22 protein-coding genes and 1 pseudogene are annotated in these 24,802 nt (G+C 64.0%); 12 read left to right on the top strand and 11 right to left on the bottom strand.

The features are described 5' to 3' along the window. Window positions 1-8: 8 nt before the first annotated feature. The 4 genes from GC162_06410 to GC162_06395 all read right to left on the bottom strand — a co-directional run bounded on the left by GC162_06410 (window position 9) and on the right by GC162_06395 (window position 3,368). Window positions 9-1,340, bottom strand: a complete 1,332-nt coding sequence (locus GC162_06410; protein ID MBI1368270.1) for a hypothetical protein — start codon at window positions 1,338-1,340, stop codon at window positions 9-11. A gap of 29 nt (window positions 1,341-1,369) precedes the next feature. Then, window positions 1,370-1,801: a DoxX family membrane protein gene (locus tag GC162_06405; GenBank protein ID MBI1368269.1), complete on the bottom strand. Its 432-nt coding sequence runs from the start codon at window positions 1,799-1,801 to the stop codon at window positions 1,370-1,372. 86 nt (window positions 1,802-1,887) lie between these two features. After that, entirely contained in the window at window positions 1,888-2,256 is a 369-nt protein-coding gene (locus GC162_06400; GenBank protein ID MBI1368268.1) for a nuclear transport factor 2 family protein, read from the bottom strand. 23 nt (window positions 2,257-2,279) lie between these two features. Then, window positions 2,280-3,368: an alkene reductase gene (locus GC162_06395; protein MBI1368267.1), complete on the bottom strand. Its 1,089-nt coding sequence runs from the start codon at window positions 3,366-3,368 to the stop codon at window positions 2,280-2,282. Between the two features lie 161 nt (window positions 3,369-3,529). Here GC162_06395 and mdh point away from each other — a divergent pair, with 161 nt between their 5' ends. After that, window positions 3,530-4,483 (top strand): malate dehydrogenase, encoded by a 954-nt coding sequence (mdh, locus tag GC162_06390; GenBank protein ID MBI1368266.1) that lies wholly within the window; start codon window positions 3,530-3,532, stop codon window positions 4,481-4,483. Between the two features lie 10 nt (window positions 4,484-4,493). Then, window positions 4,494-5,201 (top strand): hypothetical protein, encoded by a 708-nt coding sequence (locus GC162_06385; GenBank protein MBI1368265.1) that lies wholly within the window; start codon window positions 4,494-4,496, stop codon window positions 5,199-5,201. Window positions 5,202-5,309: 108 nt separating this feature from the next. Here GC162_06385 and GC162_06380 read toward each other — a convergent pair whose 3' ends face one another. Beyond that, window positions 5,310-6,173 (bottom strand): MBL fold metallo-hydrolase, encoded by an 864-nt coding sequence (locus tag GC162_06380; GenBank protein ID MBI1368264.1) that lies wholly within the window; start codon window positions 6,171-6,173, stop codon window positions 5,310-5,312. Window positions 6,174-6,328: 155 nt separating this feature from the next. Between GC162_06380 and GC162_06375 the strand changes: the two genes are divergently transcribed. Continuing rightward, window positions 6,329-7,099 carry an ATP-binding cassette domain-containing protein gene (locus GC162_06375; GenBank protein ID MBI1368263.1) on the top strand — a complete coding sequence of 257 codons (771 nt, stop codon included), beginning with the start codon at window positions 6,329-6,331 and terminating at the stop codon, window positions 7,097-7,099. A 42-nt stretch (window positions 7,100-7,141) separates the two neighbouring features. Continuing rightward, window positions 7,142-9,778 carry an FtsX-like permease family protein gene (locus GC162_06370; protein MBI1368262.1) on the top strand — a complete coding sequence of 879 codons (2,637 nt, stop codon included), beginning with the start codon at window positions 7,142-7,144 and terminating at the stop codon, window positions 9,776-9,778. 49 nt (window positions 9,779-9,827) lie between these two features. Here GC162_06370 and GC162_06365 read toward each other — a convergent pair whose 3' ends face one another. The 5 genes from GC162_06365 to murB form a co-directional block, all read right to left on the bottom strand. After that, window positions 9,828-10,292, bottom strand: a complete 465-nt coding sequence (locus GC162_06365) for a transcription elongation factor GreA (GenBank protein MBI1368261.1) — start codon at window positions 10,290-10,292, stop codon at window positions 9,828-9,830. 57 nt (window positions 10,293-10,349) lie between these two features. After that, window positions 10,350-11,006 (bottom strand): hypothetical protein, encoded by a 657-nt coding sequence (locus GC162_06360; protein ID MBI1368260.1) that lies wholly within the window; start codon window positions 11,004-11,006, stop codon window positions 10,350-10,352. Further along, window positions 11,003-11,938, bottom strand: a complete 936-nt coding sequence (locus GC162_06355; GenBank protein ID MBI1368259.1) for a hypothetical protein — start codon at window positions 11,936-11,938, stop codon at window positions 11,003-11,005. The genes GC162_06360 and GC162_06355 overlap by 4 nt, the downstream gene beginning before the upstream one ends. 78 nt (window positions 11,939-12,016) lie before the next feature. Continuing rightward, window positions 12,017-12,934 carry a D-alanine--D-alanine ligase gene (locus GC162_06350; GenBank protein MBI1368258.1) on the bottom strand — a complete coding sequence of 306 codons (918 nt, stop codon included), beginning with the start codon at window positions 12,932-12,934 and terminating at the stop codon, window positions 12,017-12,019. 20 nt (window positions 12,935-12,954) lie between these two features. Then, on the bottom strand, window positions 12,955-13,977 hold the full coding sequence (gene murB, locus GC162_06345; protein MBI1368257.1) for a UDP-N-acetylmuramate dehydrogenase: 1,023 nt from the start codon (window positions 13,975-13,977) through the stop codon (window positions 12,955-12,957). Window positions 13,978-14,073: 96 nt separating this feature from the next. On the opposite strand from murB, the gene GC162_06340 reads away from it, so the two are divergent. Continuing rightward, entirely contained in the window at window positions 14,074-14,628 is a 555-nt protein-coding gene (locus tag GC162_06340) for a hypothetical protein (GenBank protein ID MBI1368256.1), read from the top strand. Window positions 14,629-14,693: 65 nt separating this feature from the next. Here the strand turns inward: GC162_06340 and GC162_06335 are convergent, their stop codons facing one another. After that, window positions 14,694-15,521 carry a TIM barrel protein gene (locus GC162_06335; protein ID MBI1368255.1) on the bottom strand — a complete coding sequence of 276 codons (828 nt, stop codon included), beginning with the start codon at window positions 15,519-15,521 and terminating at the stop codon, window positions 14,694-14,696. Between the two features lie 149 nt (window positions 15,522-15,670). On the opposite strand from GC162_06335, the gene GC162_06330 reads away from it, so the two are divergent. From GC162_06330 to GC162_06300, 7 genes and pseudogenes are all read left to right on the top strand, one after another. Continuing rightward, on the top strand, window positions 15,671-17,590 hold the full coding sequence (locus tag GC162_06330; GenBank protein MBI1368254.1) for a hypothetical protein: 1,920 nt from the start codon (window positions 15,671-15,673) through the stop codon (window positions 17,588-17,590). A 9-nt stretch (window positions 17,591-17,599) separates the two neighbouring features. Further along, the gene (locus tag GC162_06325; protein ID MBI1368253.1) at window positions 17,600-18,175 is read left to right on the top strand and encodes a hypothetical protein; all 576 of its coding nucleotides are present in this window, start codon (window positions 17,600-17,602) and stop codon (window positions 18,173-18,175) included. Window positions 18,176-18,470: 295 nt separating this feature from the next. Then, window positions 18,471-19,076 (top strand): annotated as a pseudogene (locus GC162_06320) (hypothetical protein). A gap of 47 nt (window positions 19,077-19,123) precedes the next feature. Next, window positions 19,124-20,701 carry a TIGR03663 family protein gene (locus tag GC162_06315; GenBank protein ID MBI1368252.1) on the top strand — a complete coding sequence of 526 codons (1,578 nt, stop codon included), beginning with the start codon at window positions 19,124-19,126 and terminating at the stop codon, window positions 20,699-20,701. Between the two features lie 96 nt (window positions 20,702-20,797). Beyond that, window positions 20,798-22,147, top strand: coding sequence for a DUF1080 domain-containing protein (locus tag GC162_06310; protein MBI1368251.1), 1,350 nt, complete (start codon window positions 20,798-20,800; stop codon window positions 22,145-22,147). A gap of 36 nt (window positions 22,148-22,183) precedes the next feature. After that, window positions 22,184-23,755: a DUF1080 domain-containing protein gene (locus GC162_06305; GenBank protein MBI1368250.1), complete on the top strand. Its 1,572-nt coding sequence runs from the start codon at window positions 22,184-22,186 to the stop codon at window positions 23,753-23,755. Between the two features lie 376 nt (window positions 23,756-24,131). Further along, entirely contained in the window at window positions 24,132-24,728 is a 597-nt protein-coding gene (locus GC162_06300; protein ID MBI1368249.1) for a response regulator, read from the top strand. Window positions 24,729-24,802 lie beyond the last annotated feature (74 nt).

The following is a 24,802-nucleotide window of genomic DNA, read 5'->3' as shown; positions in this document are numbered from 1 at the left end:
CGTGCCTATCAGGGTGCCGCGTCGAAGCTGATTTTGACGACGGACATTTTCCGCGTCTTGTTGTCATAGGTCAGCCCGTACAGATCGCCCGTCGCCAGCACGGCCGGTTCGCACACGCACCAGAGTCCGCCCTTGTAGTTCGTCAGCGGCTTGCCGATGGCGTCGGCCCGGGCGATGTTGTAATTGCTCCACATCAGGATGCGCCCGTCGGCGCTGAGCGAGCCGCTGGTGCCGTAGAGCGCATTCTTGTCCGCCGTCGTCCACTGCTTGCCGTTCCACCATCGCCAGTCGTCGGCCGTGACGCCTTCGAGCACCGCCGGCACGCCGTCGCGATCGGCGAAGACGTGCGTGATGACATCCTGTTTGTTCTCGACGAGGAAGTCGGCTTCGTTGGCTGTGCCGCTCTCGCCGCGCAGGGGCAGGCCGGGGATCATCGTCCCGTCGGCCTTGCGCCACGACTTGCCGCCGTCGTCCGACGCGGCGTACATCATGCGGCAGTTGCCCTTTGTGTCGGCAAAGCTGCTGACGGCGAAGTGCATCCGTCCCCCGCGATCGAAGGCGAAACGCGACTGGTACACCTGATACGAAAATTCCGTGTCCGGTCGGCCGGCGTGCGTCCAGAAGAAGACGGGGAAGTAGCGCGAGCCCTCCGGGGCGGTGTGGTCCGCTTCGCCGCCGATGGCGGACCATCGCTTCGTATCCGGGTCATAGTGGTAAAGCCCCAGCGCCATCGCGCCCTGCGAATCGCTGACCGTATCGCGGCTGTACCGGCTCGCCCAGAACGCGCGCACGCGCGATGAGTAATACAGATCGCCGCTCGGACTCCAGACGAAGCGTCCGTAACTGAACGAAGTACCCGGCATCGACGTCGCCTCCGTGTCGCCGAGGAAGGCGAAACCGGCGGCGACGTCGAGGGGCTTGTTGGAGCGCCAGTAGAGCATGTGCTTTTTCTGATAGCGCTCGGGGTACTTGCGCCCGTCCGCTCCGCCGTACTGGTGCATGTCGCCGGTGATATGCAGGTAGCCGTCGCGATCGACGCCGATGGAGAATCCATTGTGTGGATCAGCGAGCGCCTTGTAGTCGGGGTTGGGATCGAGCGGCTCGTTGCGGATCGGTTGCGCCTCGCCGACGACATCGGGGATATCGATCACGCGCGGGAGGAGCGATTCATCAGGCATGACCACGAAGGTATGACCGGCGACATGCGCGACGGGGGTATAGACCTCGAAGGGGCCGTTCTTGGGATGGAACGAAGTCGTGTAAAGCACGGTGCGCTGCGGCGACTGAGCGAAGGCGGAGACGGCACTGGTGAGCGCGAAGGCGCAAAGCATACGAATCATGATGCACGGACCTCACGAAGTTGTCGGCATCATATGTTGGTCGATTTCCCGCAGCAGCACCCGCGGAAGATCAGCGCATCGGCGCTGAAGCGGCCGGGGCCGATGAGGGCGAGGGACAGGAGCATGACGAACATGGTCAGGGCGAACTCCATGCCGCCGGCTTGGATGTCGTAGTGGCCCCAGTGGACTTTGGTGATGGCGACAAACATGGTGAACATCATGGGGATCGTCGCCAGGCGCGTGAGCAGTCCGATCGCCAGCAGGATGCCCCCGCCGAACTCCGCGCCGGCGGCGAGCCAGGCGGAGACGGTCGGCATGGGGATCTGCATGGCGGTCAGGCCGTCGATCATGGGTTGGATGTCCATGACTTTGCCGAACCCGTGATAGACGAAGATGAACCCGAGCATGTAGCGCATGAACAGGGCGCCGAGCGAAGCGGTGCAGGGAAGTTTGCAGGACATGGTCAACTCCGGAATCCAGGTAATATCCGGGGCTTCGCTGCGCTCAGCCCGCGGCTTGATCCAGTTCGTGTTTCGACTTTACCGGTTCAGGCCATGTTGTAGTAGAAGCGTTCGTGGACGATCTTGCCGTTTTTCCAGTGGGCGACGACAACCTGTTCGACGTGCATGTCCTTGCCGTCGGTGGTGGTCCAGTCCATGACGTTTTGGTAGAAGCTCACATCCTTGCCGGCGGCGACGGCGTCGGCCTGGAAGTTCCTGAACTCGGCGACGCCGGTGACGAATTTCTCTTCGCGCTTGAGGTTCGCGGCGAGGCCGACGGTCTTGCCGTAGGCGGGTTCCTCCATGACGACGTCGTCGGCGTAGAACTCGTGCATGGCGTCCATGATTCGGCCGGTGCGGATGTAGTCGAGCAGGTCATGAATGCGGACGTTCTGATGAGCGGTGGCGGTGGTCATGGCGATTTCCTTTCGGGGATGGGTCAATAGAGCGTGGTGAGCATCGCGGCGTCGTAGGGGACGAGCGGTTGATCTTGGCGGAGGCGATTCACGAGGTCGGGATTGGCGATGAACGGGCGACCGATGGCGACGAGGTCGAAGCGATCATCGTCGATGGCGGCGGCGGCGCGGTCAGGCGTGTACCCGCCGTTGCCAATGAGCACGCCGTCGTAATTGGCGCGGACGAATTCGCTGGCGGTCTGGTGATTCAGTTCGGCATGGGCCTTCGTGTCGTCGTAGATGCCGATGTGCACGTACGCGAGTCCGCGCCGGCTGATTTCGCTCAGCAGATGCACATACGTCGGCTCATCTTCCGGCGAGCCGGTCATGTGCACGTACGCCGCGGGAGAGAGTCGGATCCCGACGCGCTGGGCGCCGAGGCGTTCGACGACGGCGTCGATGACGCGCAGTGCGAATCGAGCGCGATTCTCAGGGGATCCGCCGTATTCATCGGTGCGGCGGTTGGTGAAGGCGTGGAGGAATTGATCGATGAGGTAGCCGTTGGCGCCGTGGATTTCGACGCCGTCGAATCCCGCATGGCGGGCATTGGTCGCGGCGTCGGCGAAGGCGGCGACGATGCGGTCGATGTCAGCGCGCGTCGCTTCGCGCACCGGGCCGTAGTTCAGATCACGCGTGCGGTTGATGCGGCCGGCCGCGGGGACGGCGGAGGGGGCGAGCGGCAGCGTCCCGTCGGGTTGGAAGTGCGGATGCGAAAGTCGTCCGACGTGCCAGAGTTGGGCGAACATGCGCCCGCCGCGGTCATGGACCGCTTGCGTGACACGTCGCCAGCCGTCGACTTGCGCCTCGGTGAACAGGCCGGGCGTATCGGGATAGCCCTGACCATCGGGTGTGACGATGGTCGCTTCACTGATGATAAGCCCGGCGTCGGCCCGGCGGGCGTAGTAGTCGGCGGAAGTCTGCGTGGGAACAAGCCCGGGGCCCGCCATGCTGCGGGTCAACGGCGCCATGACGATGCGGTTGGGCAGCGTCAGCGAATCGTTGAGTACGAACGAGGTGAAAAGCGTCCCTAACGCCGCTGCATTCGATTCGCTGCTTGTATGGGTCGCGATCATGGATCGAGCCTTTCATTGGCAGTCCGGCGGGGTTGCGTGCCGGCTCTAAGATGAGCTTCGCGTCCCGGCGGTTACGCCCCGGCTTGCAACAGCGGGCGGGGGATTTATCATGATGGACTCGACATCAACATCAAAAAGCACTCCAGATAAAGGATTCCTCCATGGCACGACGGGCGAAAATTTCGGTGATTGGCGGCGGCAACGTCGGGGCGAGCTGCGCCGTGTGGGCGGCGAGCAAGGAACTGGGCGACATCGTCGTGCTGGACATTCCGCAGGCCGAGGGCGTCGTCAAGGGCAAGATGCTCGACCTGTATCAGGCCGCCCCGATCGAGCTTTTCGACGCGAAGATCACCGGGACGACGGACTACAAGGACATCGCTGACTCGGACGTGGTGGTCGTGACGGCGGGCATTCCGCGCAAGCCGGGCATGAGCCGCGATGATCTGATCAAGACGAACGTCGCCATCGTCAAGAGCGTCAGCGAGAACATCAAGAAGTACGCCCCCGAGTCAATCGTGATCGTCGTCAGCAATCCGCTGGACGCGATGGTGTACACGGCCTGGAAGGCGACGGGGTTCCCGACGAATCGCATTCTCGGTCAGGCCGGGTGTCTGGACGTGGCGCGCTACAAGGCGTTCATCGCGATGGAGACGGGGTTTTCCGTCGAGGACATCAATGCGCTCCTCCTGGGCGGGCATGGCGACGACATGGTGCCGCTGCCGCGCTACACGAACATCAGCGGCATCCCCGTCACGGAGTTCATCAGCGAAGCGCGCCTCAATGAGATCGTCGAACGCGCCAAGAAGGGCGGCGGCGAAATCGTCGGATTGATGGGCACCAGCGCGTACTACGCCCCGGCGAGCGGGACGATTCAGATGGTCGAAGCCATCGTCAAGGACAAGAAGCGCATTCTGCCGTGTGCCGGCTACTGCGACGGCGAGTACGGGCTCAACGGTCTGTTCGTCGGCGTGCCGTGCGTGCTGGGCGCGGGCGGCGTCGAGAAGATCCTGGAGATCAAGCTCGACGAAAACGAGGCCAAGCTGCTCAAGGCCTCAGCCGATCACGTGGCGGAACTCGTCGACGTCGTCAAGAAGCTCGAACCATCGCTGGCTTAAGGAGCGATTCATGCAACGGACGCTGCTGGCAGGATGTTGTGTGCTGATGATCATGAGCGCGACGGTGCGCGCGGCCGATTCGGAAGTCGAGCAGCTCCGCAAGGAGAACGCGGCGCTCAAGGCCCGCGTCGCCGAGCTGGAGAAACAGCTTGGCGTCGCGCAGCAGCAGAACCAGCAGCTTGTTCAGGAAAAGCAGGCGATCGTTCAGCAGCAGACGCAGGACAAGGCGGATGCCCGGGCGTACTACCTTGCCAAGGACTATGACGGCGACGAGAACGAGACGGAGATCGCTTCGCGCGTGCTGCCCATGCAAACGACCAAGGGCGGGACGCTGCGGCGTCACTGGCTGAGTCTGGCGGATCATTACAAGGGCAAGGAACGTAGCGGGCCGCCGGCGAGCGTGGACCTTTATGTTCAGACATACGCGACGGGGATCGCCTATCGCGATGTCGAGCAGATCGTGTTCAACGTCGGGGCGGAATCGATTGTCTGCCCGGTGAAGCATTACAGTTCGTCGATGCGTGCGGTGCCGACGACCCGGCGGCGCGAACGGACGGACGACGAGACGGTCAAGGCGGAGTTGAGCATCGACAATCTCAAGAAGCTGGCGGCGGCGCCGGGCGAGATCGTCGGGCACATGGGGACTTTGGAATTCACCATCAGCCGGGAGCAGGCGAATCTGTTCCGGGCGATGGTGGATGAGCTGGGGGTCAAGTAAGGCAAAAACCCGCCACCCGTTCGACCGGCTCACGGCAGGAAGCGGCAACGCTAAACGGGGGCACGGACACGCTTCGATTGATGCGACTTTCCAACCCCCGATCCCCGATCAGGCGCTTGCGGCCAGGGCGCCGGCGGACAGATCGAGGCGCTGGCCTTCGATGGCGAAGTCGACTTCGAGAGGCAGGCGGTGTCGGGCGAGCTGGGCCTGGAAGTGGGCGGTCAGTTCGTCGAGTTCATCGTCGCTGCGCGTCGGCTCATGATGCGAGATGAGCAGACGGCGGGCGTCGGCGGCGAGGGCGGTTTCGATGAAGTGCTCCATCGAAGCGTGGCCCCAGCCGACGTGCGTTTCGTACTCGGCCTGCGTGTACATACCGTCGCAGATCACCAGGTCCGCATCGCGCATGAACTCGACGATCTCGCCGTTGCGCGCTTCGTCGACGCCGTGGTATTGTTCGTGATCGCCCGTATACACCAGGACATGGCCGTCGCATTCGATGCGTGCCCCCAGACAGGCGACGGGGTGATTCATCCACTTGGTCCGGACGCGGAACGGCCCCATCTCGTACTCGCCTTCGCCGATGTTCTCGAACGTCAGCGTCGCCGCCAGGTCTTCGAGCCGCACGGGGAAGTAGGCGTGATCCATCTGCCGGCTCATGAGCGTGCGGAAATCGTAAACGTCCTGCGGGGCGCCGAGCATCGAGAAGCGGTTGCCGGCGTGGAAGAGCGGGGTGAAGAAGGGGTAGCCCATGATGTGATCCCAGTGCGTGTGGCTCACGAAGATGTGACCCTGCACGCGCCGGTGGGAGGCGAGCGACCGGCCCAGCTCGCGGATGCCCGACCCGGCGTCGAGCACGAGCAGTTCGCCGCCGCTGCTGCGCACTTCATAGCAACTGGAATTCCCCCCGTACCGGACCGTGTGCCGGCCGGGGACTGGGATGGATCCGCGACAACCCCATACGGTCAGCTTCATACGGTTGACCCATTGACACTACGTAATTCCCACACGCCCATTGTATCGGCAAACGCAACCGGGCAATACGGCAAAAAGTAGTTTTGGGCGGCGAATGTGAACCGATGCGGTTCGCGCGGCGTATGCCGATGATGCGGATTGAATAGGATGTAGGCGTGAAACCACTGGTGGTGCAACAGGTCGCGCGTTCGTTTGAACAAGGGGGCCGCCGCGTCGAAGCGCTTGCGGGCGTGGACCTTGAAGTGCAGCAGGGTGACTTCGTCGCCATCATGGGTGCCAGCGGGTCCGGCAAAAGCACGCTGCTGCATCTGGTCGCCGGTCTGACTTCGCCCGACCGCGGGAGCATCCGCGTCGCTGATCAGGACCTGGCCAAGATGAACGACAAGGAGCTGACGCTCTTTCGCCGCAAACATATCGGGCTCATCTTCCAGAGCTTCAATCTGATCCCCACGCTCAGCGCCGTCGAAAACGTCGCCCTGCCATTGCGCCTCGGCGGGGCGTCGCGTGACGGCGTCCTGCACGAGGCGCAGGCGATGCTCCGGAAGCTCGGTCTGGCCCATCGCGTCGATCATCGGCCCGAGGCGATGAGCGGAGGAGAACAGCAGCGCGTCGCCATCGGGCGCGCGCTCATCACCCAGCCCGACCTGATTCTCGCCGACGAACCGACCGGCAATCTCGACTCGGCCGCCAGTCAGGTCGTCTGCCAACTCCTGCGCGATCTGTGCGAGAAGGACCATGTGACGATTTTGATGGTCACGCACGAACCGAGCGTCGCGGCATGGGCCAAACAAGTGATCTTCATCGCCGACGGACGCATCGTCGACCGCTTCGACACGGCGTCCGTCGACGGCCCGGCCGCGCTGGCGCAGCGCTATCAGTCGATGCTGCATACTGGGGATCGGGGGGCGGGGGTTGGGGATCGGTGAAGAGAAGCACGCCGCGAGCGGCGTCGCTAAACAGAAAACACCATGGCCATCGCTCATCTCATCCAGCGTCATTTGCAGCATCACCGCACGCGGGCGGTGCTGACATTTGCCGCGATCGCCGTGGCGGTCAGTCTCGTCACCGCGCTGACCAGCGCGTTCGCCTCGCTGCGGGCGGCGGCTTACACGGTTCTCGGCTCGATGTACGGATCGACCGACATGGTCATCCGCCCCGATCAATCCCGCGGCGTGCTCATCGACGGCGCGATCGCCGACGAACTCCGCAACGACCCGCGCGTGCGGCGGATCAACGCACGCCTCATCTCCGTGAGCCCGCTGCTTGACGCCAACGATGAACCGGTGCGCGATCGGCCGGCAAGTTTGATCGGGCTCTCCATCGACGCGCCGGCGGACACGTCCATCAGCGCGCTGACTTCGGGGCGGTGGTTCGACAATGATGATCGCGATGTGGCCGTTGTCGAGGAGCAGGTCGCGCAGAAGCTCAACGTGAAAGTCGGCGACATCCTCGGCGTGCCGAGTCCAACGGGGGCGCTGCATTTGAAGGTCATCGGCGTGCTGGGCCGGCCGGACATGATGCGCTTCGGCCCGCCGAGCGTGTATCTGCCGATCGCCACGCTGCGCGACTGGCTCAAGGAGCCGAACCGGTTCAGTGAAATCGACGTGGACCTCAAGGGCGACGTAGACACCGACGCCTTCGCCGCGGCGTTCAGCAAGGCGCACGCGGAGGCGATGCTGCGCATCGAGACGGCCGCGACGCGCCAGAAAAACTTCGACACGAACTTCGAGGCGCTGACCTTGCTCAGCTATCTGGGCGGCACGCTGTCGATGATCGCGGCGGTGTTCATCGTGTTCTCGGCGCTGACGATGGGCGTGAGCGAGCGGACACGCGAACTGGCGATGCTCCGCGCGATCGGGGCGCTCAAATCGCAGGTCGGACGGCTGGTCATCGGCGAAGGCGTGGTGCTGGCGGCGATCGGCGCAGCGGCGGGTGTGCCGCTGGGATTGTTTTGGGTGAGTCTGCTCGCGTGGATGTATCCGAAGCTGTTTTCAGCGGGCGCGGTGTTCAGCAGCGGCGGCGCGATCTACGGCGCGGGCGGGACGATTCTCGCGGCGCTCATCGCTTCATTCATTCCCGCATGGTCAGCGAGCACGGCCGACACGCTCGCCGCCCTGACCTCCGCCGGCCGACCGCGCCGCGGAAGAGTCACGGGCATCGTCATCGCGGCGGGCGCACTGCTGCTCTGCGTCGATCCGTTGATCGTCTTCACGCCGGGCATCGACCGGTCCGTGCGGATGTATGTGCATCTGTTCATCGGGTTGCCGAGTCTGATGGTGGGGCTGGTGGGCGTGACGCCGCTGGTGGTGATGGTGGTGGATCGCGCGTTGTCGGGATTGATGGCGAAGATCGTGGCGATCGAGCCGACGCTCTTGAGGCAGCAGCTTTCGGGCGGGCTCTGGCGGACGACCGGCACGGCGGCGGGGCTGATGGTCGGCCTGCTGGCGCTGGTGGTGCTCCAGACGCACGGACGGTCGATGGCGACTGGCTGGGCGCTGCCCACGAAATTCCCCGACATGCTTCTGGCCGCGCCGATGGGGCTCGACGAAGACCAGGTCGCCAAACTTCAGACACTCGACGAATTTTCGCCGCCGGGCGTGCTGCCGATGGCGATGGTGTCGCCGGCGCTGGCCGCCAACATCTTCGGCCTCGGCGGGTTCATCAAGATGCCCGAAGGCACGATTCTCTTCGGCCTCGACACCAACCGCGCGTTCGGCTCGGGCAAACCCGGCGATCCGCCCGCCATGATCGAACTCGAATACATCGAAGGCGACGCCGACAGCGCGCGGAAGATGCTGGCGATGGGCCATCATGTCATCGTCTCCGAACACTACAAGCGCGTGAAGGGCCTTGGCGTCGGCGATGTGATCACGCTCGACACCCCGCTCAACGGCAAGGTCGACTACATCATCGCCGGCGTCGTCCGCTCCGTCGGCATCGACATGATCGTGCGGATTTTCGAGATGAATCGCGAGTTCGACCGCTTCACCGCCGCGGGCGCCATCACGACGCTCGAGGACGTCAAGCGCGACTTCGGCACGCAGCGCATTTTTCTGATGACCGCCAACGTCGATGCGAAACTCAACAAGGGCGATGTGGAGAAGGCGCTAAGGGAGAAACTCGGGGCGTGGGGCTTGCTCGCGGCGGACGCGCGGCGGATCAAGCGCGGGGTCGACAAGGCGCTGGGGCAGCTACTGGATCTGATGAGCACGATCGCGCTGGCGGCGATCGGCGTGGCGGCGATCGGCGTGACGAACACGATCGTCGCGTCGGTGCGGAGCCGGCGATGGCAATTCGGCGTGCTGCGCAGTCTGGGGCTCACGCGCGGGGCGCTGCTCCGCCTCGTGCTCGGCGAAGCCATGCTCATCGGCATCGTCGCCGCCCTCGTCGGCACGGCCGGGGGACTGCAACTGAGCGTCTGCGCCAATCATCTGTCCGCCGAGGTGCTCGGCTACGTCGTCCCGCTGGTGCTGCCCATGCGGATGCTCGTCAGCGGCGTGCTGATCACGATGATCGTCGCGGCGCTGGCGGCGCTCTACCCGGCGACGGGCGCGGCGCGCGCCGACACGTTGAGCATGCTCAAAGCCGGTCGCGCCGCCGAGTAGGTCGCGGAGGCCGCGCCGCTCGTTGGGCAGTGGTTGTGATGCAAAAGGGTCAGATCAGCTCGATGATTTCGAAGCGCTTGATGCCGCGGGGCAGGTCGACTTTCACGACTTCGCCGACGCGCGCTTTCATCAGCGCTTCGCCCATCGGGCTCGTCACGGTGACTTCGATCACTTCCATGTCGAAATTGCCCGACGCTTCGCCCACGAGTTTGTAGAGGTCTTCGTCGCCGTTGGCCGTGTCGCGCAGCTTCACGACGGCGCCGAGGAAGACCATGTCTTCGGGGACCGATACGTCGTCGGCGACCTGAGCGGTCTTGAGCCGCTGCTCGAGCCGGCGAATCTCGGCTTCTTCGAGTCCCTGGTCTTCGCGGGCGGCGTGGTACTCGGCGTTTTCCTTGAGGTCACCGAGCGCACGCGCTTCGGCGATGCGCTGCGAGATGACGGGGCGGTGGGCGATCAGATCGTTGAGGCGCGCCTCAATCTGGGCTTTTTCGTCGGCGGTGATGAAATCCATGAATCATTGCTCCAAGCTTCAACCGAGACGGGTCACCTTTGACGCCGCCAGAGAACACTATACCCCTGTTTGAGCGGCGGGGCGATACCGAATCAACATCACCAGCCACGCAATCGCCACTCCCGCCGAAAGCACGACCAGCCGCCCCGCCTCCGCGCGGGCCTCATCGACCGAAATCTCCCGCGTCAGGGCCCAGAGCATATGCGGCGGCGACCAGCTCGCCGGTTCGGCGATGCCCGTCAGCAGCGTAACGAACCATCCGCCGATCATCAGCCCGACGCATGCCGCCATCGCCCCCGATCGACCGGCGTTGCTCGCGCTCATGCGGCCGGCCCAGATGAACAGTCCCGCCGCCGCCGCCCAGACCGTCAGCGTCACGTCGATGAGCAGCGTGCGGTCGAGCGTCCAGCCCGCTTGAAGCCGCACCAGCCACAGCACCGGCTGCACGATGATCAGTAACGTCGCCAGGTCGACGGCCGTCGCGATGCCCGGTGGATCGTCGACCGCGATGCTCAATCGGCACACCGGCCAGAGCAGCCCCAATCCGATCATGATCGACTGCATCAGCCCGCGCACCGCCGGTTCGATCGCCGGCTCGGTGAGCCACTGCGCCGACACCACATCCAGATTCAACACCCAACTGACCAGCAGCCAGGCGCACCAGCCCATGACCAGCGGCCGGGAAACCACGCGATGCGGAAACGATTCGCTCACTGTGCTGAAGTGTATCGCAGCTCCGGCGCCTCGGCGATCGGATGCGTCACGACCGAGTCGCCGAACACGTCGACGACTTGTCCGCCGGCGTCGATGGTGTGGAACTTGCGCATGATCAGATCGACGTGCGCGAGCTTCGTCGAAGCCGGCGGCTCGTAGAACTGCTCCTCGCCGATGCCGCGGCCCCATCGCACCAGTCCGTGCCGCGTCGCGATGAGCAGTTGCGGCGCCGACCGGTCGATGCGCCCGCCGTAGTTGGTCACGTCGATCGAGCGCACCTGATTGGCCCACGGCTCGGCGTACGCCAGCAGCCCCAGCCGCAGCCCCGCCCGCACATCGCCCCCGGCCCATGTATCGCCCGGCAGCGGCGGCGCATGCTGCACGCCGCGGATCATCGGCAGTCCGAGCATCGCCGCCTTGTCCGCCGGGTAGGTCAGGGGCAGCAGCACGCCGCGCCCGTCGACGAGGTGATACCCGTCGCCCGATTCGATCAATGCGACGGGCCGGCGGTAGGAGGCGATCACTTCGATGCGCCCGCCGGGCAGACGCTGCACGCGCTGCACATGCTCGACCCAGGCGCTTTCCTGAAGGTCGCCGACGACATTCGCCAGCGACGCCTGATCGAACGGATCGGGTTCCACGCCCGACGCGACGATGCTGCGCAGGTGATCCGCCACCGTCGGCGGCATCCAGACCGGGGCGTCATGAAGATCGACGATCGGCATGGTGGCTTTCGTGGCGGCGATGTGCTGCTTGAGGGCCTTTTGCCCGAGCACCCATCCGATGGCCGCCCCGCCGACGAGCACGACCCAGACGCCGGCCCGAACCGCCCGCAGCGTCTTGGCCGGGTCCCACGGCTCGCGTTTCCCCGTGCTCTTTTTGGCGGCGGGCTTTTTCTTCTTCTGCGGTTTGGAACCTAAAAACCAACCCATGTCGTCGTGTCCTTCCGATAAAACCGGCGCGCACAATCCTCCGGCGCTCCAACGTGTCCGAATCTCATATCGGCAAATTCATCCTTCCCGCGCCAGCCGAACCAATCGGTCGCATAACGCCCCCATCTCCATTCCCGACCGCCGCGCCGCCATCGGCACCAGCGAATGGTCCGTGAACCCCGGCATCGTGTTGATCTCCAAAAACCACGGGCGGGCGTCGGCATCAACCATGAAATCCACCCGGCTCAGATGCCGGCAGCCGATCGCCCGGTGCATCGTCATGGCATAACCCTTGATCGACTCGATCACCTCCGGCGGAAGGTCGATGTCGAACAGGTAATCGGTATCATTGGCCTTGTACTTGGCGTGATAGTCGTAGAACTTGGCCTTGGGCACGATCTGGATCGGCGGCAGGACCTTGTCGTCGACAATGCCGACGGTCAGCTCGCGACCAGCGATGTACTTTTCAGCCATCTGAAAGGCAAAATGGCTGACCATCTCCTTCCGCGCCGCGACCGCTTCCTCGAGCGTCGGGCAGATCGCCATGCCGAAACTGCTGCCTTCGGTCAGGGCCTTGATGACCATCGGGGCGTCGAGGGCGATCGGCGTGCTCGGGCCCAACAGTTGATACGGGGCGGTGGGCACGCCTGACTTTTCCGCCACCTGTTTCGATGCGTATTTGTCCATCGCCGTCGAAGCCGCGCGCGATCCGCAGCCGACGAATTTGAGTTTCCGCATCTCCATGATCCGCTGAAGCGCGCCCCCTTCGCCCCATTTGCCGTGCAATACCGGGAACACCACGTCGAACTTCCCGTCCAGCGCCGATTCATTGCCCGGCCCGATGTCGGATTCGATCACCTGATACCCGCCGCTGCGCAGCGCCGCCGCCACCGCCGCCGCGCTGACCAGCGAGACGTCCCGCTCCCGGTCCGGTCCGCCGCCCAGCACCAGCACCGTCAATGTGTCGTTCACCGTCGTGACCCTCTCATGATCGATACCCCGAACCGCACACCCCGCTACGCCGCCCCCTCATTCGTCGGCCAGACCACCACCTCCCGCTCCAATGCGATCCCGTGATGCGCCGCCACGCGCTTCTGAACCTCGTCCATCACCGACAGCACATCCGAAGCCGCCCCGCCCGGATGCAGCACGATGAAGTTGGCGTGTACGTTCGACACCTCCGCCCCGCCGACGCGCAGGCCCTTGAGCCCAGCTTCGTCGATGAGTTGACCGGCGCCTTTGGGGCTGACTTTCTTCGGGTTTTTGAACGCGCAGCCCGCCGACGAGGCCGCCATCGGCTGCGAGTTCTTTTTGTACGCCATGACGCTTTTGAGCTTCTCGCGCAGGGCGGGTTGATCATCGGTCGGGCTCAGCGCGAACGTCGCCGCCGCGATGAATCGCTCACCGATATTCGAGTGCCGGTAGGTGAATTGAAGCTGCGCGCGGTCGAGCGTGACGATGCGGCCGTCGGGTTCGATGGCCGTGACGGATTCGACATACGGGCCGATTTCGCCGTACGCGCCCCCGGCGTTCATGCGGACCGCTCCGCCGACGCTCGCCGGGATGCCCGCCAGTCCTTCGAGACCGGCGAGGCCCGCGCGGACGCTGGCGGTGATGATGCGTTCCAGGTCCGCCCCGCCGCCGGCGATGATGCGCGTCGCGTCGATGGCGAACGTGCGGAAGGGCGGGGCGTCGAGCACGATGACGATGCCCTCGACGACGCCTTCGGGCACGAGCAGGTTCGCCCCCTTGCCCAGCACATGCACCGGGATCGAAGCTGCGGCGCAGCGTTCGACGAGGGCAGCCAGTTGTTCGGTGTTCGCCGGGTGGGCCAGCGTCCGGGCGACCCCGCCGACGCCGTACCATGTCAGCGGCCCCAGCGGCGTGTCGCGCTCATACGTCGCGCCCAGTTCATCCAGCAGCGCACAGGCATTGGCGGGGGCATCCGTTCCCATGCCCATATCATATCGCCCCGCCGCTCGATTGCCGGAAATCGAACAAATCCGCGAAGATGTCCCACTTTCGGCAATCGCGATCATCCCGCCGGCGTATGTATGCGTCGAATACTTCTATGATCAATCAAAAGCCGAATGTTCAGGGATGGCCATCCCTGAACTTTCCATCGGAGGTTCACCATGAAAGCGCTCCTTGCCCTCAGTTGCCTCATCGCGTTGATGCTCGTCGGATGCAACAAGCCACCCGCCCCCGCACCGCCCGCACCGCAGGCCCCCGCTGCGGAACCCAAACCTGCCGCGGAGTCGCCCGCTGCGGAGCCGACCGAACCGAAGGTCACCGCCGACGACGTCAAGAAGGAAGTCGGCGAAGCCGTGACGACGACCGCCAAGTACGCCGATCAGAAAAAGGACGAGTTCATCGCCGCCGCGAAGGTCAAGCTCGCCGAGCTGAGCGACAAGATTGATGCGCTCAAGGACAAGGCGTCCGACAAGACGAGCGAATTGTCCGACAGCGCCAAGTCGTCATGGCGGAAGATGCGCGAGCAACTGGAGATTCAGAAGGCCGCCGCCGCCGAGAAGCTCGCCAAGCTCAAAGATACGACCGGCCAAGCATGGGACGAAGCCAAGGCTGGCATGACCCAGGCCCTCGACGATGCCGAGCAAACCTACGAAAAGGTCAAATCCACCCTGACCGGCGAAGAAAAGGAACCCCCCATCACGACCGAACCCAACTGACCCCGTCCTCCGTTCAGCGATGCCGCTCGCGGCGTGCCTCTCTTCGGCTCCCAACTCCCGGTTTCTCACTCCTCCCCCGGCGGGAAATACTTCTGATATGCGAGCATGTGCAGCTCGGCCGCCTCCTCCGGTGATGGATACGGCAGGGCCTCGGCACTGACATAGCCCTCGTAGCCGATCTGCCGCAGCGCCGCGACGATGGGTTCGAAGATCGTGTGCCCGCAGCCGGCGGGGCGGCGGTTGGAGTCGACGAAGTGGACATGACCCACCGTCCCGCCCGCTTCCAGCAGCGCCCCCGCGACGTCCTGCTCCTCGATGTTCATGTGAAACAGATCCGCCAGCAGCCGCACGTTGAGCGTGTCGAGCGTGCCCAGAAAATCCGACGCGTCGACGAGCCGATTGATCAGGTTCGTCTCGTAGCGATTGAGCGGCTCGTAAATCAGCGGTACGTCGTACCCCGCCGCGTGCTCGCCCAATTCCTGCAGCGCCTCGCCCAGGTAGCACATCGCGGTCATCTCATCGACATCGCCGCCGTGGCGTCCCTGCATCGACCCGATGATCGCCGGCGCGCCCAGCGGGCCGCCGAAGTCGATCATCGTCTTGATGAAGTCGATGGCGAGCGTGCGCTTCTTCTCATCGGGATCGCAGAGCTGAAGTTTGTGAATGACCCACCCCGCACCCGTGCCGACCGCCGCCAGCGCCAGCGCATGATCTTCGAGCATCTTCGCCAGGTCCGACGCCTTGACCGCATCGGGCCCCGGCGCGAACAGTTCGACGGCGTCGTACTTGAGCTTGGACGCCTTGGCGATCGCGTCCGCCAGATCGTCCCAGAAAACGAACGGTCCGCCGCGGGCTTGTTCGACCAGACTGATGGTCACGCAGCTTTGAATCATGGCGATTTCCTTCCGGTGGGGTCGATCATGATACGGAATTACCGGCGGGGTCGCGAGGCGGCGAACGGTTGCAAAATCAGCCGCGTTGGCGGACAATGGCACACCGCGCATCGTTGTGCCCGCTTCCCCCGGTTCGGAGTCTGACGCGCATGCAAACGAGGCAAACCACCACGACCCGGTGTCTGGCATGGACCGCGCTGCTCTTGCTCATCGCCCCCGCGGCTTGGGCCAGCAACTTCGAGCGCACCGACAGCCGCAGCCAGTTCGTGCACAACATCCATCTTTACGATGCGCAGAAGCGGCAGATCGACCCCGCCGCGGAGAACCCGCCGCCGTACTCGCCCGCCAATACCTGCGGCAAGTGCCACGACTACGCGACGATCTCGCACGGGTATCACTTCAATGCGGCGCTCGAAGGCGCGACGCCCGGCCGGCCGGGGGAGCCCTGGATCTGGACCGATGCACGCACCGGCTCGCAAATCCCGCTGTCCTATCGCGGATGGAAGGGCACGTTCAAACCCGCCGACCTGGGCATCACGCCCGAAACCTTCACCAAGACCTTTGGCGGATTCATCCCCGGCGGCGGAGCCGGCACGCTGTTCGCCAAACCCGAAGGTGAAAACGCCAAGCCCGCCGCTCCGCTCGTCATCGACTGCCTCATCTGTCACGACAATTCGCACCGCTTCAGCTTCGACACATGGAACGAACGCGTCGGCAAGGGCGACTACGAGGCGGCGTCGATGGAGTCGATCGGACTGGGCAAGGCGACGAAAACCGCCGACGGCGAAAAAGCCAACTATGACCTGACGAAGTTCGACGCGGAAAAACGCGTCTTCTTCGATGTGATCCGCAAGCCGACGAACAATCAGTGCTATCAGTGCCACACCGTCCAGCGCGTCGGGCCCAATGCCGGCGAGGATTGGACGCACGACGGCGATGTGCACATCAAGGCGGGGCTGATGTGCGTGGACTGCCATCGCAATGGCATCGCGCACGACACGGTGCGCGGCTACAAGGGCGAAGAAGACCACGCCGGCGTGAAGGTCGATTCGCTCACCTGCATGGGTTGTCACCAGACCGGCCGGCTCGGCTCGCCCAAGCTCGTGCACAAGGGACTGCCGCCGGTGCATTTTGACCGCATCGCCTGCACGACCTGCCATGCCGGTCCGCGCCCCGGCGACACGGCGATGGCGATCAAGACCGCCATGGCACATCAGCTCGGCACCATGTCGCAGACCCGCACCGATGACGACATGCCGCTGATTCGCGAGCCGGTCTTCGCCAAGGGCGACGACGGCCTGATCCACCCGCAGCGCATCGTCTGGCCCGCCTTCTGGGGCGAGATGAAGGACAACAGGATCACGCCCCTCGACCCCGACACCGCGTACGGCAAACTGCGCAGCCCGCTGCGCGTCCGCAAGGATTTCCGCGCGGAAGTCGTCGCGGTCAAACTTTCATCAAAGGACCGCACCGAAGCCCTCGGCGAAGAACGCTCCAAGGCGACCGACGATCAGCTCACCGCCGACGAGAAGGCCAAGCTCGACAAGCTGACCGCGACGAAGTCGGTGGAGCAGTTCAACGCGGCGCTGGTCAAGGCGCTGGGGACGCTCGCCAAGGATGCGCCCGACGCCACGCCCGTCTACGTCAGCGGGGGCCGGGCCTACAAGCTCAGTGACGACGGCAAGACGATCGTCAGCTTCGACAATGAAGCGGCCAATCCGTACCGCTGGTCGTTCGGCCACGATGTCCGCCCGGCCCGACAGGCGCTGGGCGCGACCGGCTGCATGGAATGTCACGGCCCGGGCAAGCCCATCTATTACAGCACTGTCGCCGCCGTCGGCCCCGCGCCCGATCCCAACCCGCCGACGCTCGTCATGCACGAGCTTCAGGGTCAGGACGCGAAGCTCCTCGCCGCCTGGGAGCAGTCGTTTGAGGCGCGCAGCAAGTTCAAGACGATCGCCACCGTCGCGCTGGGCGTCGTCGGCGTGGTGCTGGCGGCCGTGCTGCTGTCGGCGCTGTCGGCGATGATGCGCTGGTGGGCGCCGGGCCGGTGCCGCAAGGATTCGTGAGGTCGCCGCATGTACGCTCAAACCATCACCTACACGCTCATCGCCGTCGCCGTCTTCCTCGTGCTGCATCTGTTCGTGGCGCTGGCGCAGCGCGGCAAGTCGCTGGGTCGTCGGCCGCGGTGGAACTGGTGGGAGCGGCTCTTGTACCTGGCGCTGATGGTCACCATCCTCGTGCTCGCGGCCACGTCGTTCTACACGGTGCTGACCGTCGGATTCATGGGCGGTTGGGCGCTGTGGCTGCACCTGATGGCGGCGGGGGCGTTCGTCGTCGCCTTCGCGCTGATCGCGCTGACCTGGGGCGGCGCGGCACGAAGCGAGTGCTGCACCGGCTCCAAATGTGACTCGAGCGAGGCGACGCCGACGAAACCGGCGCGCTTCTCCTGCCTCACCAAGCTGACCTTCTGGCTGATGCTCATCGCCGGCTTCGTCGTGCTCGCCACGATGCTCATCAACATGCTCCCCCTCCTCGGCACGCACGACATCGAACGCATGATCGCCATCCATCGCTACGCCGGTCTGGCACTTGTCGCGGTGGCGGTGATTCACGTATACTCTGTGATTCTGGGCCGACTGGGCCTCCGGTAATTCCCACGCAAAACCGCGGTTATTTCGACGCACAGATGAAAGGTATCGACTTATGAGCAATGAACAAGGCAATCCCGGCGGCGGCGGCGGACCGGCTGTGGCGATCGGCATCGGCGTGCTGATCGTCATCGCGGCGGTCGTGCTGGTCATGACCGTCAACACCAAGCCCATGCCGGCCGAACACGGCGACGAGCATGCGCAGGCGCCGACGGCGACCGAGCATGAACATGCCGCCGAGGCCCCCAAGTCCGAAACCCCCGCGCCCGCCGCCGAGGCCCCCAAGCCCGCGGGCAAGGAAGAGCTGGCCGAGCTCGAGATCGAGCTGCCCAATCCCGTCTTCGCCGGGACGCCCAAGGAGATTCCCGAGGGCGTGAACATCGACCGCAAGCGCCACGGCAAGCCGCGCGAACCGTTCATGGCCCCCAAGGGTCTGACCAACGTCGCGCTCAATAAGCCCGTCACCAGCTCCGACGCCAACCCCATCATCGGCAGTCTCGACCTCGTCACCGACGGCGACAAGGAAGCGCTCGACGGCCGATACGTCGAGCTGGCGCCGGGCAAGCAGTGGGTCCAGATCGACTTGGGCGAGGATTACCAGATCTACGCGATCCTCTTCTGGCATAACCACCTCGACCCCCGCGTGTATCGCGATGTCGTCGTGCAGGTCAGCGATGATCCCAAGTTCGAGAAAGACGTCACGACCGTCTTCAACAACGACAACGACAACTCCTCCGGCTTCGGCGTGGGCAAGAACTACGAATACTTCGAGAACTTCGAAGGCGAACTGGCCCCCGTCGACGGCAAGGTCGCCCGCTATGTGCGTCTCTGGTCCAACGGCTCGACCGCCGACGATCAGAACCACTACGCGGAAGTCGAAGTCTTCGCCCGCAAGCCCCAGTGAATTTAGCGGGGTCGCTTGCGGCCTGTTTCCCGTAGAATGAACGCGTGATGACCACACGCCTGATCACTTCCGCCGCGATGATTGCCGTCATCTTCGCGGCGGTTTTTTTGCGCTTCCCCGATCTGGACGCCCGCCCGATGCACGGCGACGAGGCGGTCAACGCCGTCAAATTCGCCGCGCTCTGGCGGGACGGACGCTACGTCTACGACCCGCATGAATTTCACGGCCCGGCGCTGCCGTACGCGACGTTGCCCTTCGCATGGATCAGTCCGGCGAAATCGTTCGCGCAGACGGATGAGGCGTTCTTCCGCGTCGTGTCCGCCGTGGCCGGATCGCTCCTGGTCGTCATCACGCTCTTCGCCGCGCGCGGCCTGGGGTTCTGGCCCGCCATCATCGCCGCCCTCGCCTGCGCGATCAGCCCCGCGATGAGCTTCTACAGCCGCTACTACATTCATGAAATGCTCCTCGTGCTCTTTTCCGCCTCCGCGATCTTCACGGCCTGGCGATATCTGCGCGAGCCGCGATTCGCATGGGCCATCGCCTGCGGCGTCAGCGTCGGACTCATGCACGCCACCAAAGAGACCTGCCTGCTGGTATGGATCGCCATGATCGTCGCCGGTATTGCCACGCACTTTTCCAAGCGCGATCCGTACCACCCCGCCGCGTGGAAACCGGCGCACCTCGGCGCGGCGGTCGCCGCGGCGATGATCGTGTCGGTGACGCTCTTTTCCTCGTTCTTCACGAACATGGCCGGTCCGCTCGATTCGGTCCGCACGTATTTTTCGTGGCTGTCGATCGGGTCCGGTCAGGTCGGCGGCGGCGGCGGCGAGGCGGTGCACAATCATCCGTGGCACTGGTACTTTGATCTATTGATCTGGCATCACCCCGCGGCGGGTCCGTGGTGGAGCGAAGCGTTCATCGTCGTGCTGTCGCTGGCGGGATGGGTCATTGCTTTCGCCGGGTGGGGCTTGAGCATCGAGCACCGGCCGCGGGCGCGGTTCGTGGCGGTGTACACGCTGATGCTGGCGCTGATGTACTCGGCGATTCCGTACAAGACGCCGTGGTGTCTGCTCGGTTTTTATCACGGCATGATGGTGCTCGGCGGCATCGCGGCCGTCGTCATCGTGCGGAAGCTGCGGATGTTGCCGCTGCGCGTGATCATCGTCCTCGCGCTCGGAGCCGGTTTCGGTCAGCTTGCGCAGCAGGCGTATGCGACGAACTTCCGGTTCCACACGGATGCGCGCAATCCCTGGGTCTATGCGCATCCCGGTCGCGATGTGCGCCGACTCGCGGAGCGCTGCCGGCAGATCGCCGCACTCACGAAGGAGCAGCGCGACCTGCCGATTCGGCTTTACGATGAGGGCAACTACTGGCCGCTGCCGTTTTATCTGCACGGGTTTGCGAAGGTGGGGTATTTCGCGGCGGCGCCGGGCGAGCCGGGGGAATTGGCGTCGGCCCCCCTGGTCATCGCCGGGCCGCGGATCGACGGCGTGCTGGAGCCGGTGCTGGAGATGACGCATCATCACGAATTCTTCGGCCTCCGCCGGGGCGTGGTGCTGACGCTCTACATCCGCAAGGACCTTTGGGAGGCGTTCATCGCGCTGCAACAAGGCGGGGGGACATAAGTCCACCCGCCTCGGTCCGCCGCAATGGCGGGCGCCTGATTGCCGTTGTACAATGACCATCCCGCCTGCGATCTCTCTAGCTCCCTGGAGTTCATCATGAAAAATGCGATCTGGTTCTGCGGTGTGATTCTGCTTTCATGCCTGGCCCCGCTGCACGCGGCGGACAATCAGCCGCCGGCTGGTTTCACCGCGCTGTTCAACGGCAAGGACCTGGACGGCTGGTGGGGCGCAACGACCGAAGACCCGCGCGGCTACCTGTCCCTCCCGCCCGAGAAACTGGCGGAGAAAAAGGAAAAGAGCCAGGCCGACATCAAGGCCCACTGGTCCGTTGACAACGGCGAACTGGTCAATGACGGGCACGGCCTGTACCTGACCACCGACAAGAACTACGGCGACTTCGAACTGCTCGTCGACTACAAGACCGTCGCACAGGCCGACTCGGGCGTGTATCTGCGCGGCGTGCCGCAGGTGCAGATCTGGGACTACACCAAGGAAGGCGGCAAGTGGAACCTCGGCGCGGACAAGGGGTCCGGCGGCCTGTGGAACAATCCGCCGAGCTGGCCCGGCAAGAATCCCTCCGTCCTCGCCGACAAACCCTTCGGCGAGTGGAATCATCTGCGCATTCTCATGGTCGGTGACTACGTGAGCGTCTGGCTCAACGATCAGCTCGTCGTCGACAAGGCCCCGTTCCATAACTACTACAGCAAGGGCAAGGACCTGACCGACGGGTATCTGCCCGTGCCGATGTACGGCCCGATCCAGCTTCAGACCCACGGCGGGGAAATCCGCTGGCGCAACGTCTTCCTGCGTGAAATCCCCGCGGAAGAAGCCAACAAGTTCCTGCGCGACATGGCTGAGAAAGACGGCGGGTTCGAACCCGTGTTCAACGGCAAAGACATGACCGGCCTCAAAGGCCCCGTCGATAACTACCAGGTCACCGAGCAGGGCACGCTCATGTGCAAACCCGGCAAGGGCGGCACCATCTACACCGACAAGGAATACGGCGATTTCGTCGCCACGCTCGAATTCCTCCTGCCCCCCGGCGGCAACAACGGGCTGGCCATCCGTTACCCCGGACAGGGCGACACGGCTTATGTGGGCATGTGCGAACTGCAGGTGCTCGACAACACCGCCCCGCAGTACAAGGATCTGCACCCCGCCCAGTTCCACGGCTCGGCCTACTCGCAGGTCGCCGCGCTGCAGGGCTACCAGCGACCCGTCGGCGAATGGAACTACCAGACCGTCACCGTCAAAGGTCATCACATCACCGTCGAGCTCAACGGTTTCATCATCCTCGACACCGATCTGGACAAGGCCGACCCGGCGAAGATGCACTACCCCATCGACAAGTTCAAGGGCCGCGACCGCCTGAGCGGACACTTCGGCTTCGCCGGTCACAACGACCCGGTGCAGTTCCGCAATGTGAACATCAAGCCGATTAATTAATCAAAGGAATGACCAATGACCAAACCCCGATGACCAATGAAGGAACGGCATGCTGCCTTTCATTTTGACATTGGCTTTTTGAACATTCCCTTGGTCATTGGTGCTCGGACATTGGACATTCTCTTCACGGAGCCCGCCATGAACCGCGTCCGTCAATTTGCCGTTTGCGTTTTGTTGTGCATCACCTCGCTGGCGTTCGCGCAGGTCAAGCCGGAGGATGCGGCGAAGATTGAAGCGGCGGCGCCGGCTGCGGCGAGCGCCAAACCCGTCAAACCGCGCCGGGTGCTCGCCTTCACGCGCGCGACCGGCTACAAGCATGCGTCGATTCCCTACACGGCGGCGGCCATCGCCGAGATGGGCAAGAAGACCGGCGCTTTCGAGACGGTCATCAGTGATGATCTGTCCCTGTTCGCGCCCGATTCGCTGGCGCAGTTCGATGCGGTGGCGCTGTGCAACACGACGGGGCAGTGGATCAAGCCGACGGATGAGGATGTAAAAAAGCTGGGCGCGGCCGACAAGGATGCGGCGGAGGCGCTACTGAAAAAGAGTCTCCTCGATTTCGTGTCGGGCGGGAAGGGGCTTGTCGGGTTTCACTCCGCGACGGACGCCAACAGCCAGTGGCCCGAGTTCACGAAGATGATCGGCGGATTGTTTCACGGGCATCCGTGGCACGAGAAGATCGGCGTCACCATCGAGGAGCCGGGGCATCCCTTGAGCCGGGCGTTCAGCGGCGCGACCGGCTTCGACATCACCGATGAGATCTATCAGTTCGGCAACGAATACACGCGCAGCGATCGGCGCGTGCTGCTGTCGATGGACACATCGCGTACGAACATGAACAAGGGCGGCATCGCCCGGCACGACGGCGACTTCGCCATCGCGTGGGCCAAGTCGTACGGCGAAGGGCGCGTGTTCTATTCGTCGCTCGGGCACCGGGAGGAAATCTGGTGGAACCCGACGATCATGGCGTTCTATCTGGACGGGATTCAATGGGCGCTGGGCGATCTGAAGGCCGATGCTTCGCCGCGTGCGGAGACGAAGGCGGCGGCGATCGACATGGGCGATCCGGGAAAGTGGGACTTTAAGGAAGGCGGATGGAAATTCGAGAACGGCGAAATGTCGCTCCAGCCCAACGGCGGATATCTCTGGACGAAGGACACATACGGCGACTTCGAACTGTCGCTTGAAGTGATGACCACCAAGGGCTGCAACAGCGGCGTGTTCTTCCGCACCGATCCGAAAGACCCCGTGCAGCACGGCTTCGAAATCCAGGTGCTCGACTCGTTCGGCAAGGATCATGCGGACAAGCACGACTTCGGCGCGCTCTATGATGCGATGGCGCCGACGGCGAACGTGGTGAAGCAGCCGGGCGAATGGAACACGATGGTCATCAGGGCCAAGGGGCCGATCGTGACGGTGACGGCCAACGGGCAGAAGATTCTGGAAGTGAATCTCGATGAATGGGCGACGGCGCACAAGAACCCCGATGGCAGCGACAACAAGTTCAACACCGCGCTGAAGGACCTGCCGCGCACCGGACATATTGGATACCAGGACCACGGCCACGCGGTGTCGTACCGCAACGTGACGATCAAGCCGCTGCCCTGATGGCTTCGGGACATCATCCGTCGATTCAACCCGCCGCTGCCGGCGGGTTTTTTCATGGTTGAACCCGAGGGCGACCTGATGCTCCGCCCAATAAAAAAGGCGGCGGATCGCAGGAACTGCGACCCAACCGCCCTCCGGGGTCGAGGGGTATGGGCTTAACAACATTTTTATACCATCGATACATCTGTGTGTCCAATCGATGGTTAATTCCACGTAGTCCGCGCAATTCATACTTCGTCTTTGACCCGTCACCCGCCCGCGCCTTAAAGGGCGCGATGGGATTGACCGATGTCAAAATAGTTAATATAGTCAATTTGGGTTAAATAAACGGACTGAACCACATAGGCCCACTGGAAGGGCGGTTGGAGGCGACGGGATGGCCGACGAAACACCAGGTGAATTGCGTACCAAGCAGGTCTTCACGACCGGTGAGGCGGCGGAGGTTTGTCAGGTTTCGCAGCAGACGATCATTCGCTGCTTTGATGCCGGGCGACTGAGGGGATTTCGCGTGCCGGGGTCGCGCTTTCGGCGGATTCCGCGCGAGGAACTCGTCCGTTTCATGCGTGACAACGCCATTCCGCTCGACCGCCTCGACGGAGGCAAGCGGCGGGTGCTTGTCGTGGATGACGATGAGCAGATCGTCGAGCTGTTCGTCGACGTGCTGGAGCGCGACGGGCGATTCGACGTCAAGACCGCCAGCACCGGTTACGACGCCGGCGTCCTCACCCACCAGTTCCACCCCGACCTGATCCTGCTGGACTTCATGCTCCCGGACATCAACGGCAACGTCGTCTGCCGCACCATCCGCCAGAACCCCGAGTTCGCCGACACGAAGATCATCATCGTCTCCGGCGTCGTCAACCAGGATGAGATCAACGAGCTGATCGCCAGCGGCGCCGACGAGTTCGTCAAAAAGCCCTTCAACATCGACAAGCTCGTGGGGACGATCACGAACCTGCTGGAGATGAACTGATTCACAGGGCGATATGGCGAAGTGGTGATCCCGCGATTTGAAGACGTCACCACTTCACGAAATCGCCCTATCAG

The organism is Planctomycetota bacterium (assembly GCA_016125255.1).
In the GTDB taxonomy this organism is placed as follows: Bacteria; Planctomycetota; Phycisphaerae; order Phycisphaerales; family Zrk34; genus RI-421.
This window is presented reverse-complemented; position numbering and strand designations above follow the sequence as displayed.

Coding starts and splice junctions, on each gene's coding strand:
- GC162_06410 (MBI1368270.1), bottom strand. CDS start 1,340: ATGATTCGTATGCTTTGCGCCTTCGCGCTCACCAGTGCCGTCTCCGCC.
- GC162_06405 (MBI1368269.1), bottom strand. CDS start 1,801: ATGTCCTGCAAACTTCCCTGCACCGCTTCGCTCGGCGCCCTGTTCATG.
- GC162_06400 (MBI1368268.1), bottom strand. CDS start 2,256: ATGACCACCGCCACCGCTCATCAGAACGTCCGCATTCATGACCTGCTC.
- GC162_06395 (MBI1368267.1), bottom strand. CDS start 3,368: ATGATCGCGACCCATACAAGCAGCGAATCGAATGCAGCGGCGTTAGGG.
- mdh (MBI1368266.1), top strand. CDS start 3,530: ATGGCACGACGGGCGAAAATTTCGGTGATTGGCGGCGGCAACGTCGGG.
- GC162_06385 (MBI1368265.1), top strand. CDS start 4,494: ATGCAACGGACGCTGCTGGCAGGATGTTGTGTGCTGATGATCATGAGC.
- GC162_06380 (MBI1368264.1), bottom strand. CDS start 6,173: ATGAAGCTGACCGTATGGGGTTGTCGCGGATCCATCCCAGTCCCCGGC.
- GC162_06370 (MBI1368262.1), top strand. CDS start 7,142: ATGGCCATCGCTCATCTCATCCAGCGTCATTTGCAGCATCACCGCACG.
- GC162_06365 (MBI1368261.1), bottom strand. CDS start 10,292: ATGGATTTCATCACCGCCGACGAAAAAGCCCAGATTGAGGCGCGCCTC.
- GC162_06355 (MBI1368259.1), bottom strand. CDS start 11,938: ATGGGTTGGTTTTTAGGTTCCAAACCGCAGAAGAAGAAAAAGCCCGCC.
- murB (MBI1368257.1), bottom strand. CDS start 13,977: ATGATCGCGATTGCCGAAAGTGGGACATCTTCGCGGATTTGTTCGATT.
- GC162_06340 (MBI1368256.1), top strand. CDS start 14,074: ATGAAAGCGCTCCTTGCCCTCAGTTGCCTCATCGCGTTGATGCTCGTC.
- GC162_06335 (MBI1368255.1), bottom strand. CDS start 15,521: ATGATTCAAAGCTGCGTGACCATCAGTCTGGTCGAACAAGCCCGCGGC.
- GC162_06330 (MBI1368254.1), top strand. CDS start 15,671: ATGCAAACGAGGCAAACCACCACGACCCGGTGTCTGGCATGGACCGCG.
- GC162_06325 (MBI1368253.1), top strand. CDS start 17,600: ATGTACGCTCAAACCATCACCTACACGCTCATCGCCGTCGCCGTCTTC.
- GC162_06315 (MBI1368252.1), top strand. CDS start 19,124: ATGACCACACGCCTGATCACTTCCGCCGCGATGATTGCCGTCATCTTC.
- GC162_06310 (MBI1368251.1), top strand. CDS start 20,798: ATGAAAAATGCGATCTGGTTCTGCGGTGTGATTCTGCTTTCATGCCTG.
- GC162_06305 (MBI1368250.1), top strand. CDS start 22,184: ATGAAGGAACGGCATGCTGCCTTTCATTTTGACATTGGCTTTTTGAAC.
- GC162_06300 (MBI1368249.1), top strand. CDS start 24,132: ATGGCCGACGAAACACCAGGTGAATTGCGTACCAAGCAGGTCTTCACG.